General features: G+C 63.1%; 7 protein-coding genes. 5 read left to right on the top strand and 2 right to left on the bottom strand.

What is annotated here, in order from left to right; genetic code table 11:
* From AB4N98_RS00735 to AB4N98_RS00725, 3 genes are read left to right on the top strand one after another with little or no spacing between them, the layout of a single operon-like run.
* Positions 1-891: a MaoC/PaaZ C-terminal domain-containing protein gene (locus AB4N98_RS00735; protein WP_460149162.1), complete on the top strand. Its 891-nt coding sequence runs from the start codon at positions 1-3 to the stop codon at positions 889-891.
* A complete protein-coding gene (locus AB4N98_RS00730; protein ID WP_460149161.1) occupies positions 888-2,186 on the top strand; it encodes an acetyl-CoA C-acetyltransferase in 1,299 nt (432 codons plus the stop codon). The genes AB4N98_RS00735 and AB4N98_RS00730 overlap by 4 nt, the downstream gene beginning before the upstream one ends.
* 33 nt (positions 2,187-2,219) lie before the next feature.
* Complete coding sequence (locus tag AB4N98_RS00725) at positions 2,220-3,923, top strand: AMP-binding protein (protein WP_065878398.1); 1,704 nt, start codon at positions 2,220-2,222, stop codon at positions 3,921-3,923.
* A gap of 133 nt (positions 3,924-4,056) precedes the next feature.
* Here the strand turns inward: AB4N98_RS00725 and AB4N98_RS00720 are convergent, their stop codons facing one another.
* A complete protein-coding gene (locus AB4N98_RS00720) occupies positions 4,057-5,172 on the bottom strand; it encodes a Gfo/Idh/MocA family protein (RefSeq protein WP_065878400.1) in 1,116 nt (371 codons plus the stop codon).
* A gap of 317 nt (positions 5,173-5,489) precedes the next feature.
* Here AB4N98_RS00720 and AB4N98_RS00715 point away from each other — a divergent pair, with 317 nt between their 5' ends.
* Together AB4N98_RS00715 and AB4N98_RS00710 are read left to right on the top strand one after the other, a co-directional pair.
* Positions 5,490-6,530 carry a WD40/YVTN/BNR-like repeat-containing protein gene (locus AB4N98_RS00715; protein WP_017527944.1) on the top strand — a complete coding sequence of 347 codons (1,041 nt, stop codon included), beginning with the start codon at positions 5,490-5,492 and terminating at the stop codon, positions 6,528-6,530.
* Between the two features lie 15 nt (positions 6,531-6,545).
* Positions 6,546-8,921 (top strand): efflux RND transporter permease subunit, encoded by a 2,376-nt coding sequence (locus AB4N98_RS00710; RefSeq protein WP_017527943.1) that lies wholly within the window; start codon positions 6,546-6,548, stop codon positions 8,919-8,921.
* Between the two features lie 68 nt (positions 8,922-8,989).
* Here the strand turns inward: AB4N98_RS00710 and AB4N98_RS00705 are convergent, their stop codons facing one another.
* Positions 8,990-13,861, bottom strand: coding sequence for a hypothetical protein (locus AB4N98_RS00705; RefSeq protein WP_460149159.1), 4,872 nt, complete (start codon positions 13,859-13,861; stop codon positions 8,990-8,992).
* Positions 13,862-13,868 lie beyond the last annotated feature (7 nt).

Here is a 13,868-nt window from a genome sequence, read left to right as displayed (position 1 = left end):
ATGGACTACGTAACGCAGATTATTGACCCGCCACCCTCACGCACGCGCCTGCTGCTGGACGGCGCGCGCGCGCTGCGCAAGCCCAAGCCCGACGGCATGCCGGCGCTGCCCAAGGAGCGCCTGGTGCGCCCGGCGGTGGAGCTGCACGCGGCCGACATCGCCGCCTATGGGCGTGCCTGCGGTTTCCGGCCCGAGCAGGGCGTGCCGCTGTCGTATCCGCATGTGCTGGCGTTCGCGCTGCACCTGATGTTGCTCACGCGCCCGAGCTTTCCGTACCCGGCCAGCGGCATGGTGCACCTGGCCAACCGTATTCGTCAGCACCAGCGCTTGCACGCGGGCCAGGTGCTGCGCCTGGAGGTGTATTGCGCACGCTGGGTCGCCCATCCCAAGGGCCAGGCGTTAAGCATTGCCACCCGGGCCTATGGCGCGGGCGCCCTGGTGTGGGAGAGCGACAGCCTGTACCTGCGCCGCGACGTCAAAGACCCCATCGGCGAGCCCTGGGACGATGGGTTGGCGTTGCAGGAAGACGGCCTGCTACGCACCCAGCGTTGGGTGTTGCCGGCCGATCTGGGCCGGCGTTTTGCCCACGTCTGCGGGGATTTCAACCCGATTCACACTTCAGTGATCGGCGCGAAGATCTTTGGCTTTCGCCGTGCCATCGCCCACGGCATGTGGACCCTGGGCCGCGCCCTTGCCGCCCAGCAACCGCCGGGTGGGCTGGACCAGGCCGAGGCCCATTGCGACTTCAAGCTGCCGATCTTCCTGCCCGGCCAGGTCGCCCTGTGGAACCACCCCTCGTGCGGCCCGCGCCGTGAGTTCGAGGTGCGTAATTTTGCCGGCGACAAACCCCATATGCGTGGGCTGTTCATTTGGAAAGAGAGCGTTAAATGAGTGACTACAGCTTCAATCCGGCCGCGACCCGCCGCGTGGCGATTATCGGCGGCAACCGCATCCCCTTTGCGCGCTCCAATACCGTCTATGCCCACGACAGCAACCAGGATCTGCTGGTGGCCGCGCTGCAAGGCCTGGTGGATCGCTACAACCTGCACGGCCAGCGCCTGGGTGAGTTTGCCGCCGGCGCGGTGATCAAGCATTCACGGGACTTCAACCTGGCACGCGAATCGCTGCTGTCGACCACGCTGTCGCCTGATACCCCGGCCTACGATGTGCAACAGGCCTGTGGCACCGGCCTTGAAGCGGCGTTGCTGGTGGCGAATAAAATCGCCCTGGGCCAGATCGACGTGGGCATCGCCGGGGGCGCCGACACCACCTCGGATGCGCCGATCGGCATCAACGAATCCCTGCGCCACACCTTGCTCGCGGCCAATCGCGCCAAGGGCATGGGCGACAAACTGAAGGCGTTGCTCAAGGTGCGTCCGTCGATGTTGTTCAAGCCACTGTTACCGCGCAACGGTGAGCCGCGCACCGGCTTGTCCATGGGCGAGCACTGCGAAGCCATGGCCCAGCGCTGGCAGATCAAGCGCCTGGCTCAGGATGAACTGACCCTCACCAGCCATCAGCGCCTGGACGCCGCCTACAAACGCGGGTTTTTCGACGACTTGATCAGCCCCCATCGTGGCCTGGCTCGCGACAACAACCTGCGCGCCGATGCCAGCCTGGAAAAACTCGCCGGGTTGGCAACCGCCTACGACCGGCAGAACGGCACCCTGACGGCGGGCAATTCCACGCCGCTCACCGACGGCGCCTCGGTGGTGCTGCTGGCCAGTGAGGAATGGGCGGCCGCCAATGGTTGGCCGGTGCTGGCCTACCTGCGTACCGGCGAGACGGCGGCGGTGAATTTCGTCGATGGCAGCGAAGGCCTGCTGATGGCCCCGGCCTACGCCGTGCCGCGCATGCTCAAGCGCGAGGGCCTGAGCTTTGCCGACTTTGATTTCTTCGAGATACATGAGGCCTTCGCCGCCCAGGTGCTGTGTACCCTCAAGGCCTGGGAAGACGCCGATTACTGCCGCGAGCGCCTGGGCCTGGATGCACCGCTGGGCAGCATTGACCGCGCCAAAATGAACGTCAACGGTGGCTCGCTCGGCTGCGGCCATCCGTTCGCCGCCACCGGTGGCCGGCAATTGGCGGCGCTGGCCAAGATCATCCATGAAAACGGTGGGGGGCGCGGGTTGATCTCGATCTGCGCGGCGGGCGGGCTGGGCATTACCGCCATCGTCGAAAAATAGCGCCAACCCAAAAACAACAACAAGGAGACTGCCATGAACGCTATCAGCCTGGAACACACCGAACGGGTGTGGTTGAACGCTTACCTGCCCGGCGTCCCGGCAGACATCGATGCGGCTATCGAGGATTACCCCTCGTTGCGCGAAGTGTTCCTGGAACACCTGGAGAAATTCCGCGAGCGCGTGGCCTACGTCAGTATCGGCACCGAAATGACCTACGCCGATTGGCAGGTCCATGGCATCGCGTTCGCCGCCTGGCTGCAGGGCCAGGGCGTCAAGCCGGGTGACCGCGTGGCGCTGATGATGCCCAACTGCCTGCAATACCCGATCTGCCTGTTGGGCACGATCCTGGCCGGGGCCGTGGTGGTCAACGTCAACCCGCTGTACACCGCCCATGAGCTCAAGCACCTGCTCAAGGACAGCGGCGCCGAAACCGTCGTGATCTTCGAAAACTTCGCCCATACCCTGGGAAAAGTCATCGTCGGCAGCAGCGTCAAGCGCGTGGTGGTGGCGGCCATCGGCGATTTGCTCGGCGCCTTCAAGGGCGCGGCGATGAACTTCATCCTGCGCCGGGTGCAAAAGCAGGTGCCGGCGTTCAATCTGCCGGGTTCAGTGCGCTTCAACCACACCTTGAAGCAGGGGCGGGCGCTCAATCACCTGCCGGTGAGCCTGGCTCTTGATGACCTGGCCTTCCTGCAGTACACCGGCGGCACCACGGGCGACGCCAAGGGCGTGATGCTCAGCCACCGCAATATCATCGCCAACCTGCTGCAAGCCAAGGCCTGGGTCGGCGATCAACTGGACCAGGGCAAGCAGGAAACCAACGTCACTTTGCTGCCGCTGTACCACATCTTTTCGCTGACAGTGAATTGCCTGATGTTCATGTGCCTGGGCGGGCGCAACATCCTGATCGCCAACCCCCGGGACGTGAAACGGGTGCAGATGATCCTGCGCAAGGAGCGCTTCAACGGCATTGCCGGGGTCAATACCTTGTTCAACGGTTTGCTTGAGAACAAAGCGTTCTGTGCGCGGGATTTTTCCGACCTGCGCATGGTGATCGCCGGCGGCATGGCCACCCACACAGCGGTGGCCAAGCGCTGGAAGGAGGTCACCGGGCTGCCGATCATCGAAGGCTATGGCCTCACTGAGTGCTCGCCGGTGGTGAGCATCAGCCCTATCGATATCTCACGCATGCGCGAGATGGACTTCACCGGCAGCATCGGCGTGCCGCTGCCGTCGACCTGGGTGCGGTTTATGCGTGAAGACGGCGAGCTGGCCGACATTGGCGAGCAGGGCGAACTGCAAGTGCGCGGCCCGCAGGTGATGCAAGGCTACTGGCAACGCCCGGAGGCCACCGCCGAAGTGTTGGATGCCGAGGGGTGGTTGTCGACCGGCGACATTGGCGTGATGGACGCGCGTGGGTACATCCGCCTGGTGGACCGCAAGAAAGACATGATCCTGGTCTCGGGCTTCAACGTGTACCCCAATGAAATCGAAGACGTGGTGGCGTTGCACCCCGGTGTAGGCGAAGTGGCGGCGATTGGGGTAGAGGATGGCGTGACGGGGGAGAAGGTGAAGATCATCGTGGTGCGCAAAGACCCGAACCTGACCCAGGAGCAGATCCTCGCCCACTGCCGGGAATACCTCACCGGCTACAAGGTGCCCAAGTATGTGGAGTTTCGCACCACAGAATTGCCCAAGACCACCGTGGGCAAAGTACTGCGCCGAGCCTTGCGCTGATGTAACCGCATGCAGGTGATCCAAATGTGGGAGGGGGCTTGCTCCCGATGGCAGTGGGTCAGCAACAGATTCATCAACTGACACTCCCCCATCGGGAGCAAGCCCCCCTCTCACAGGGGGGTTGCGCTGTGTTTCAGACCGAGTTCACCTTGACCCAGCGTTCTTCCTGGGCCGCCACGCGAATGGCCGTCGCCAGCCGCTCCACTTCCCATGCCGCCTCAAAGTCAGTGCCATCCGCGCCTTGGCCCGCCAGCGCCATGATCAGTTCCTGCACCTCCAGTGTCTTGAGTTCGTTGTAGCCCAACTGATGCCCCGCCGCTGGGCTGAACGCGGCGTAACCGGGCAGGGCGGGGCCGGCCAGCACGCGCTGGAAACCGTCCTGGCCGAGACGGTACAGGCGCAGTTCATTCAAGCATTCCTGATCGAAGGCCAACGTGCCTTTGGTCCCGCTGATCTCAAAACTCAGGTGGTTTTTGTAGCCGTGCTTGAGCCAACTGCTGCTCACGGTGCCGCGCGCGCCGTTGGCGAAACGCAGCAGCGCATGCACTTGGTCGTCCACGGCAATGGCCTTGAGGTCGTGGCTGCCTTTTGTGGCCGGGCGCTGGGCGTGCACGGTGTGGGTATCGGCGCACACGCTGACCACGTCGCCCACCAGATAACGCGCCATCGACAGCAAGTGGCTGCCCAGGTCCGCCAACGCACCGCCGGCGTGCGCCACTTCACAGCGCCATGACCAGGGTGAGGCCGGGTCGGCCATAAAGTCTTCGCTGAACTCGCCCTGGAAGCTGATGATGTCGCCCAGCTCGCCATCGGCAATCAGCTGCCGCGCCAACGTGATCATGGGGTTGTGCTGGTAGTTGTAACCCACCCGTGTCACCACGCCGGCGGCGGTCGCGGCGCGGCGCATGGCGTCGGCCTGTTCGAGGCTCACGGCCAGGGGTTTTTCGCAATACACCGCTTTGCCGGCAGCTATCGCGGCCATGGCCATGGGGTAGTGCAGGTGATTGGGCGTGGTGATGGCCACCACATCGACCTTGGGGTCGTCGATCAGCGCTTGCCAGTCGCCATGGGCCCGGGCAAAGCCCCAGGCGGTGGCGCAGCGTTGGGCGCGTTCGGTGTCGGCATCGGCAAGCGCGGCCAGTTTGAGGTGTACCGGCAGTTCAAAGACCGCCCGCGCGTTGTTGAATGCCAAGGCATGGGCTCGGCCCATGAAGCCTGTGCCGATCAAGCCGATTCCGAGTTCACGCATTGCCGTGGTCCTTTGGATTATTGTTTTCAGATCGTGCATTAATGGAATAAAAATTCCCTGAATTCAATAGATGGAATAAAAATTCATTCCCCCGCCGACAATCAGCCTGGCGAATGCAGCTATATTCACCACATGGCCAAAAGCCGCCAGTTAACAAAAGATAACGTAGCGCTGATTGTCAGACGATTCCAAAGCCCGATAGGATGGCCCCTGCTTCGTTCAGGCGCTCTAGATTGCAGGTTTCAGCGCCCGGCAAGGCAAGCAAAGACAAGACCTAACAATAATAAATGGGAGAAAGGTCTATGAGTGAGCCTGTCATGGGTTGGGTTGTTTGCCGCCCACGCGCCGCACGCAAGGTCGCGTTGCTGGTCACAGCGCTCTCGCTGTTTGGAGCCGTCGCGTTGCCGACCGCCGTCCACGCCGCCGGCGATACCCCGGCCGGCGCAGTGTTTGCGATTGAATCCCCCAAGGCCGCCAAAGGCCTGATGATCGACGTGGTGCAGGCCGGCAAGCGCCTGGTGGCGGTCGGTGATCGCGGGCATATCCTCTATTCCGATGACCAGGGCGCCACGTGGGCCCAGGCCAAAGTGCCGACCCGGCAGTTGCTCACCGCTGTGTTTTTTGTCGATGACCAACACGGCTGGGCCGTGGGCCACGATGCGCAAGTCCTCGCCAGCACTGACGGCGGCGCCACCTGGACCCAGCAATACCAGGACCTCAAGCGCGAAGCGCCGTTGCTCGATGTGTGGTTCAACGACGCCAATCACGGCCTGGCCGTAGGCGCCTACGGTGCGCTGATCGAAACCACCGACGGCGGCAAGACCTGGGCCGACGTCAGCGACCGCCTCGACAACGAAGACCAATATCACCTCAACGCCATCGCCTCCATCAAGGACGCCGGCCTGTTTATCGTCGGCGAGCAGGGCAGCATGTTCCGCTCCAGCGACGACGGCCAGACCTGGGAAAAGCTCGAAGGCCCCTACGAGGGCTCGTTGTTTGGCGTCATCGGCACCGCGCAAGCGCAGACACTGTTGGCCTATGGCCTGCGTGGCAACCTGTACCGGTCCACCGATTTCGGCGGCACCTGGGAGCAGGTCCCATTGAACGCCGCGCGCGGTGCCCTGGAGTTCGGCCTGTCGGGCGCGACCTTGCTGGACGATGGCTCCATCGTGGTGGTCGGCAACGGCGGCAGCGTGGTGGTCAGCCACGATGACGGCCAAACGTTCAGCGTGTTCAATCGCCCGGACCGTATTTCACTGTCGGCGGTCACGGCAGCCGGCAACGGCAACTTGATTCTGGTCGGGCAGGGTGGCGTTCGTGTGGCCACGCCAGCCGGCGCTGAACCGACAAAACAATAAGAAGGCGGGCAAAGAATGAGCAGTCATCACAACGATAAAGCGACCTTTCTTGAGCGCCTGATCTTCAACAACCGCCCGGCAGTCATCGCGATCTGCGTGCTGGTGAGCGTGTTCCTGTTCTGGCAGGCAACCCTGATTCGCCCCTCCACCAGCTTTGAAAAGATGATCCCCCTCAAGCACCCCTTCATCGAAAAGATGATGGAACACCGCAACGACCTGGCCAACCTGGGCAACACGGTGCGCATTTCGGTGGAGGCCAAGGACGGCGACATCTTTACCAAGGACTACATGGAGACCCTGCGCCAGATCAACGACGAGGTGTTCTACATCTCCGGCGTCGACCGCTCGGGCCTCAAGTCGCTGTGGAGCCCCAGCGTACGCTGGACCGAAGTGACCGAAGAAGGTTTTGCCGGCGGCGAAGTCATCCCGCAAAGCTACAACGGCTCGCCGCAAAGCCTCGACCAACTGCGCAACAACGTACTCAAGTCCGGCCAGGTCGGGCGCCTGGTGGCCAACGATTTCAAGTCGAGCATCGTCGACATTCCGCTGCTGGAGGCCTACCCGGACCCGCAGGACCAGGGCAAGTTGCTGGCCCTGGACTACCGCAAGTTCTCCCATGAGCTCGAAGACAAGATCCGCGACAAGTTCGAAGCGCAGAACCCCAACGTCAAGATCCACATCGTCGGCTTCGCCAAGAAGGTCGGCGACCTGATCGACGGCCTGGTGATGGTGGTGTTGTTCTTCGGCATCGCGTTTGTCATCACCCTGGTGCTGTTGCTGTGGTTTACCAACTGCCTGCGCAGCACCGTCGCGGTGTTGAGCACAACGCTGGTGGCGGTGGTCTGGCAACTCGGGCTGATGCATTTCTTCGGCTTCGGGCTCGACCCGTACTCGATGCTGGTGCCGTTTTTGATCTTCGCCATTGGTATTTCCCACGGCGTGCAGAAGATCAACGGCATCGCCCTGCAATCGAGCGAGGCAGACAACGCACTCACCGCCGCACGGCGCACCTTCCGGCAACTGTTCCTGCCGGGGATGATCGCGATCCTGGCGGATGCGGTGGGCTTCATTACCCTGCTGATCATCGACATCGGCGTGATCCGCGAACTGGCCATCGGCGCGTCCATCGGCGTGGCGGTGATCGTGTTTACCAACCTGATCCTGCTGCCGGTGGCGATTTCCTATGCCGGCATCAGCCACCGCGCCATTGCCAGGAGCAAAAAGGACGCGCACCGTGACCATCCGTTCTGGCGCCTGCTGTCCAGGTTCGCCAGCGCCAAAGTGGCACCGGTTTCGATCCTGCTGGCGCTGGTCGCCTTTGGCGGCGGCCTCTGGTACAGCCAGAACCTGAAGATCGGCGACCTCGACCAAGGCGCACCGGAACTGCGCCCGGACTCGCGTTACAACAAAGACAACAACTTCATCATCAGCAACTACTCCACCAGCTCCGACGTGCTGGTGGTGATGGTCAAGACCAAGGCCGAAGGCTGCTCGCGCTATGAAGCCATGGCGCCCATCGACCAGTTGATGTGGAAGATGCAGAACACCGAGGGCGTGCAGTCGGCGATCTCGCTGGTGACGGTGTCCAAGCAGATGATCAAGGGCATGAACGAAGGCAACCTGAAATGGGAAACCCTGTCGCGCAACCCGGATGTGTTGAACAACTCCATCGCGCGTGCCGATGGCCTGTACAACAACAATTGCTCGCTGGCGCCGGTGCTGGTGTTCCTCAACGACCACAAGGCCGAAACCCTCGACCGCGCGGTGCATGCGGTGCAGGCGTTCGCCAGGGAGAACAACAAGGACGGCCTGGAATTCATCCTCGCCGCCGGTAATGCCGGCATCGAAGCGGCCACCAATGAAGTGATCAAAGAGTCGGAGCTGACCATTCTGATTCTGGTGTATCTGTGCGTGGCGACCATGTGCATGATCACCTTCCGCTCCTGGGCCGCGACCCTGTGCATCGTGCTGCCGTTGGTGCTGACCTCGGTGCTGGGCAACGCGCTGATGGCGTTCATGGGCATCGGCGTCAAGGTCGCGACCTTGCCGGTGGTGGCGTTGGGCGTGGGCATCGGCGTGGACTACGGCATCTACATCTACAGCCGCCTGGAAAGCTTTTTGCGTGCGGGCCTGCCGTTGCAGGAAGCCTATTACCAGACGCTCAAGTCCACCGGTAAAGCCGTGCTGTTCACCGGCCTGTGCCTGGCCATCGGCGTGTGCACCTGGATCTTCTCGGCGATCAAGTTCCAGGCCGACATGGGCCTGATGCTGACCTTCATGCTGTTGTGGAACATGTTCGGCGCGCTGTGGCTGCTGCCGGCACTGGCGCGGTTCCTGATCAAACCCGAGAAACTCGCGGGCCAGAAGGGCAATTCGTTGTTTGCCCACTGACGCGGCCGCGACGCCGTTGAAATGCAACGCCCGACCTTGACCGTCGGGCGTTTTGTTTGGCGCCGCGATCAGCGCGGGCCGCTGCGTGGCGCAATCGCCAGGAACAACTGGTCCACGGGGGGCGTGATCAGCACGTAAAGAATCTGGCGCACCGGCTCGGTGCCCGGCAACGCCGCCTGTACGTGAGCTTTGAGCAGATCCTTCTGCGTGTATTTGCGCTGCTCGGCCAGTTTCAGATGCGCCCGCGTGTAGTCCGCCGGCGCCGCGTCGGCGGTGGCGTAGTGGAAATGCGCATACCACAGCACCGTCGGCGGTTTGGGGGTTTTGTCATACACCGCGTACTCGGTGAAAAAATCTCCACTGAGGGTGGGCCGTTGCGGGTCGGCCGGGCTTGTCAGGTTGATGTCGATCTCACCCTGGCGCCATAAATAATCCAGGCTCTCCTGCGTCGGCCATTGCCGTTTGTAGGCCGCGCTGCATACCCGTTGCGCCATGCGCTGCATGTCCCTGGCATTGGCCTTGAAGTCATCGATCAGGTCGTTGGCCGTGGGTTTGTCCAGATGCTCGCGCGCCACTTCATCGGCGAGCGCCGTGAGTTGGGCGGCCTGGCTATTGAGCAGGGCATCCCAGTCGCCGGGGTTGACGGTTTGCCGGGTACTCGGTGATTCGAGGGCTTGTTGTTGGGCCGCAATGACGCGTTCGATCGCGGCGCGCCCGTTGATCAACGCCTGTCCGAGGGTTTTGAGCGTGGCCAACTCGCGGGCCGGTGCAACCGGCGGCGCGGCGGTAGGTTGCGGTTCGCGCACGTCGGTCCAGCCGTCCGGGCGCTGTTCGAACGTGGTGACGGTGGTGCCGGAGAGTGCATCGCTGATGGTGTAGCGTTCGACTTTGACCTGAGCATCGGCCGGCTGGAGTTCGCCGATGAGGTATTGCTTGCCGGCGGTTTTGAACACGCGCTTGGTGGCTGCCTTGGGCCGCAGGGTTTTGGACAGCGGCAGTTGCACCTCCAGCTGTTCCTGTTTGCGCACCACCGCTTCCAGCTCGTTTTGCGCCAAGGTGCGTGCGTAGTGAAGACCTTCAAGCAACCGCGCGCTGGCGGGTTTGAGGCGGTTGGGGTTGATGAGTTTAAGCGCCTGGATCGCACTTTCGTATTCGCGGTAGTTGTCGAGGACGGTCTCGTACACGCCGCGCTGGTCTTCCAGTGGGTAGTCCGCGCTGCTGCGCACTTCGATGTGTGAAAACAGCGCCTGGATCAAGGCACCGGGCTTCAGGCGCTCGACATAAAAGGCCTCCTGCGCCGGCAGCATTCTGCCGATCTCAACGCTGGCCTTGATGAGGGGGATCAACGCCCGCAGCTTCAAGCTGTCAGGGAAAAACTCCTGAGGGTTGGTGATTTGTGCGAGCAGTTGCTGACGCATGGCGCGACCCGCGGCTGAGTCCTGCTCCAGTTGATCCAGGGTGGTTTCTATCTTGCGCGTGGACTCGGCCATACGCTCGATGGCGTCCGCCAGGCTGATCGATTGAGCCACGTATTGCTCAAACGCGGTGTTATCGCCCCACAGGTTGTCGATCACCATGCGTTCGCTCAGGGCCAGCATGGATTCGCCGCGATCGGTCATTTGCAGGTTGCGCGCCCACTCGACCTGATAGAAGTGCAGGGCCATCTGTTGTTCGCCGATGGTCTTCAGCACTTTGGCCCGGTCTTGCACGTTGCCGGCGGCGCCTGCGACTTTTTCCAGGGATTGGCCGACCTGAACCAGTTCCAGGCGTGAGGGCAGTGATTGGTCGAATTGGGTTTGCAGGGCGTCGAGCAGAATGTCGTAGTGGGCCCGGCGCTTGGCGTAGTCCTGCATCTCGCGCAGGTGTCGCGCCTGCAAGGCCGGCTGCTGTGCCTCGCTGGCGTTTTGCAGCAGCGTCCACACCAGGCGCAGTGTGTCGGCTTGTTTTTTCAGGGCCTTATAGGCGCTGTTCATGCGCGCCTGGGACTCGAGGTAGGTGTGCATCCTGGGCGTTATTTCAAGGCTCAACGCTTGCATGCGATCCACCAGTTCCTGGGTCTTGCGCCGGTTTGCCTCGCGTAGGGCGGCGATGCGTTTCGGCCCGCCGCCTTCGAGTTTGAGGCCGCGATCCAAGGTCCAGTGGCCGCGCCCGTCGGTCTTGAGTTTGATCCCTGGATGCGCGGGTTTTTGCGGATGAACGATGAACACCTCGCCAAACCCCGGAACCACGTTGACCTGAAAGAGCAGGCCGCCCACCGAGGCATGCCAATGCCCGTCAATTTTGTACAGGCCCTTGAGCGCGCCCAGGCTGACGGGCTCCGGCACAGGTGTGGGCCAGGCGACCTTGACTTCAAGCAGCTTTTCCAACAAGCGCGCCGCTGCTGCATCGCTGGCCAGCGAACGGTCAAAATCGAGCAGCGTATGACCGCCGCCCGGTGGTTCGGCGGGCAGGCCTAAGGCCCCGCGTTTGACCGTCGGCAGGGCTGGGGAGGCTTCGCCTGGCGTGCGTCTCAACGGCAGCCGGGCAAGGGCCCGTTGGTGAGCGTGCTCATCGATGATCGGGCGCGGCGATGCAGAGGTGGAGGTGACCTGATGGACCAGCACCATTGCGGTGTTCAGCAGCAAGTCGACCCAGGCCAGTTCCCGGGCGATCGGGTCATTGCTGGCCAAGGCCGGCAGATCCTGGGCCAGGCCCTGCGCCAGTTGCAACAGCCAGCCCGCTGCCGCCAAGGGCCCGCGTACCAACATCAACAAGGTGTTGAAGCCCAACTGCGCGCCTTCCAGGATCAGCTTCCAGCGGCTTTCGGCATTGGAGGTCGACTCGCGGTCAGCCTGCTCCAGCAATTGGCGCGCCTCGCTAGTAAACAGGTATTCCATCAATTGGCCATTGGTCAGCGACTGCAGGATTTCGTCGTTGCTTTCATCGAAGGGGTCGGCCAGTTTTGCCGGTTTCGGCACGGCGGGCAGCGGGTCGAATTCCGCGCCGATGCCGCCGATGCGCACGTAATGCGGTTGCGTGAAGCCGCCGTTGCTGTAAATGGCGCGTGCGCTGTCGGCCAGCCAGGCCAGCACACTGTCCTGCAACTCGCCCGGTTGCACGATGGCCGCCAGCAACTGCTCGCGGCTGCTGAACTCCATCAACGCTTGGGCATAGGCCGGGCGATACAGCAGGTGCGGCCCGGACAGCCCGTTACGGGGCTCGATGATGAACATGTGTTGCACCACGTCCGCCGTGGCGCCGGGTTTACGCGCAAAGGCCAGCGGGCGCATGACGATCTCGTTGTCATCGACATATCGCTCGGCGTGGCTGGCGCCGACCACGGCGGCGGCATACTCGAAGCCTTTGGGGGTCAAACCCGCTTCGCGCTTTGTCGCGTGTTCCAGCGCCTGGCTTTTCAGTTGAAGCGGGCGCTGGGCGATGAACAGGCGTTTACGCTGCTGTGCCGCGTCGGTGTCGCCCAGCAGTTCGCGGCGAATATAGTTGGGGTAATTGCGGCCGACGTCGACCCGTTGCACCAGTTGCGCCACCACGTCCGGCGTCAACCACGCTTCAATCGCCTGGCCGTCGGTACTGCGCACGGTCATGCGGCCTTGGGGCTTGCCCGACAGGTTGTTCAAGGCCAGGTCCACCAGGCTCATGCGCACGGGCTCGATGTAGCCGCTGCCGAGGCTACCTACCGGCACGGCGAAGCTCAGTTGCAGGTTGTCGGCCTGGTAAATCGAGACGCCGGATTCGCAGGTGCGCTGGCCCGTCAGCCAGGCATTGCGCGCCAGGCACAGCTGGTTGTTCAGATGTTGCGTGGCATAGCTGCGGATACTGTGCAGGCCGTCCAGCCAGGTTTTACCCGCATGCACGCGCCGGGCGCTGGCTTGTTCAAGCAGGCATTGGCGGTAGGCAAAGCGCGCGCCGGCCGATGCGTGCTGCAACCAGCCGGGCAGGGCGGTACGCAGGGTTGCCAGGGACTGGGGCGGCGTGTCGGCTGGAGGGTCAAGTTGTGCGGCGGGGTCGGTGAGGCTATGGAACACCTGCTCAAGCTCGTTAAGGGGCGTGACGACGCTCAAGTCGATGGCCGCGAGGTTGTCCAGGTGTTCGTTGAGGATCAGCGCGGCCTGCACTTCAAAAATATTGCCGTCGGGCTCGTACAGGTGCCAGGTCAGGCTGTCGGCGACGTACTGCTGCGCCATGCGCCGGCCCCAGGCTTCGCCGAAGGCGTCCAGGCTGGCGAAGCTGTCGATCCGGCCTTGCAGGCTGCACAGCCACACCTGCTCGCCGTCGACCAGCACAATATCGCTCGATTGCAGCGTCACGCGGGTGTCGCCATGCGCCAGCCGGGTCTCCACGCTGTAGGCATGCAGCGAAGCCAGCGGGCCGGTGTGCCGGTTGCGGGTTTCCCGCGCGGGGTAGTCGGCCAGGTGTATAAGGCGTTGCAGTGCGTGGGCATCGCTGCCTGTTTGGCGGATCGCCGAGGTGCGCAGCCGGCCCTGCAACACAGCGGCCAACCACTGCCAGCGGCTGCCGTCTGCGTCGCTGGGTTGGTTCCAGTAGGCGGTCAAGGCGTCTTGAAAACCCACCGCCAGGATCAGCGGCAGTTCGCGGATGAGCGCGCTGATCACCGTCAGGTCGTAGCTGCGTGGCCCGTTGGACTCGAAGGTGAGGCGGGTGCCGGTGGCGTCACTCAGGTAGGCATCGAGGCCGCTGTGTGACGCCAGGTCAGGCAGGCGTTGCGTGGCGAGGTAGTCCAGTGCGGCGCTGAGCAGCGGTGTCAGGCCACGCCCGCCGCCGTCACGGGGCAGCGCCAGGCGCAGCGACGTGACGGGCAACGTCAACGGTGGGTATTTCTCCTTGAGGTTGTCGGCCAGCAGGCGCTCGACCACCGAGCGTAAGCTGGGGCGCGTGGCAAATTGGGCTTCAACGGCGGATTTCACAGGGTTGTCAGTCACAGGTATT

The sequence above is a fragment of the Pseudomonas sp. S3_E10 genome, from assembly GCF_054667615.1.
The sequence above is the reverse complement of the archived record's forward strand: the minus strand, read 5'-3'. Positions and strand labels throughout refer to the sequence as shown.

Bases quoted from the DNA above. Each gene is read 5' to 3' on its own strand.
- AB4N98_RS00715 (WP_017527944.1), top strand. From the start codon at position 5,490: ATGGGTTGGGTTGTTTGCCGCCCACGCGCCGCACGCAAGGTCGCGTTG.
- AB4N98_RS00710 (WP_017527943.1), top strand. From the start codon at position 6,546: ATGAGCAGTCATCACAACGATAAAGCGACCTTTCTTGAGCGCCTGATC.
- AB4N98_RS00730 (WP_460149161.1), top strand. From the start codon at position 888: ATGAGTGACTACAGCTTCAATCCGGCCGCGACCCGCCGCGTGGCGATT.
- AB4N98_RS00725 (WP_065878398.1), top strand. From the start codon at position 2,220: ATGAACGCTATCAGCCTGGAACACACCGAACGGGTGTGGTTGAACGCT.
- AB4N98_RS00720 (WP_065878400.1), bottom strand. From the start codon at position 5,172: ATGCGTGAACTCGGAATCGGCTTGATCGGCACAGGCTTCATGGGCCGA.
- AB4N98_RS00735 (WP_460149162.1), top strand. From the start codon at position 1: ATGGACTACGTAACGCAGATTATTGACCCGCCACCCTCACGCACGCGC.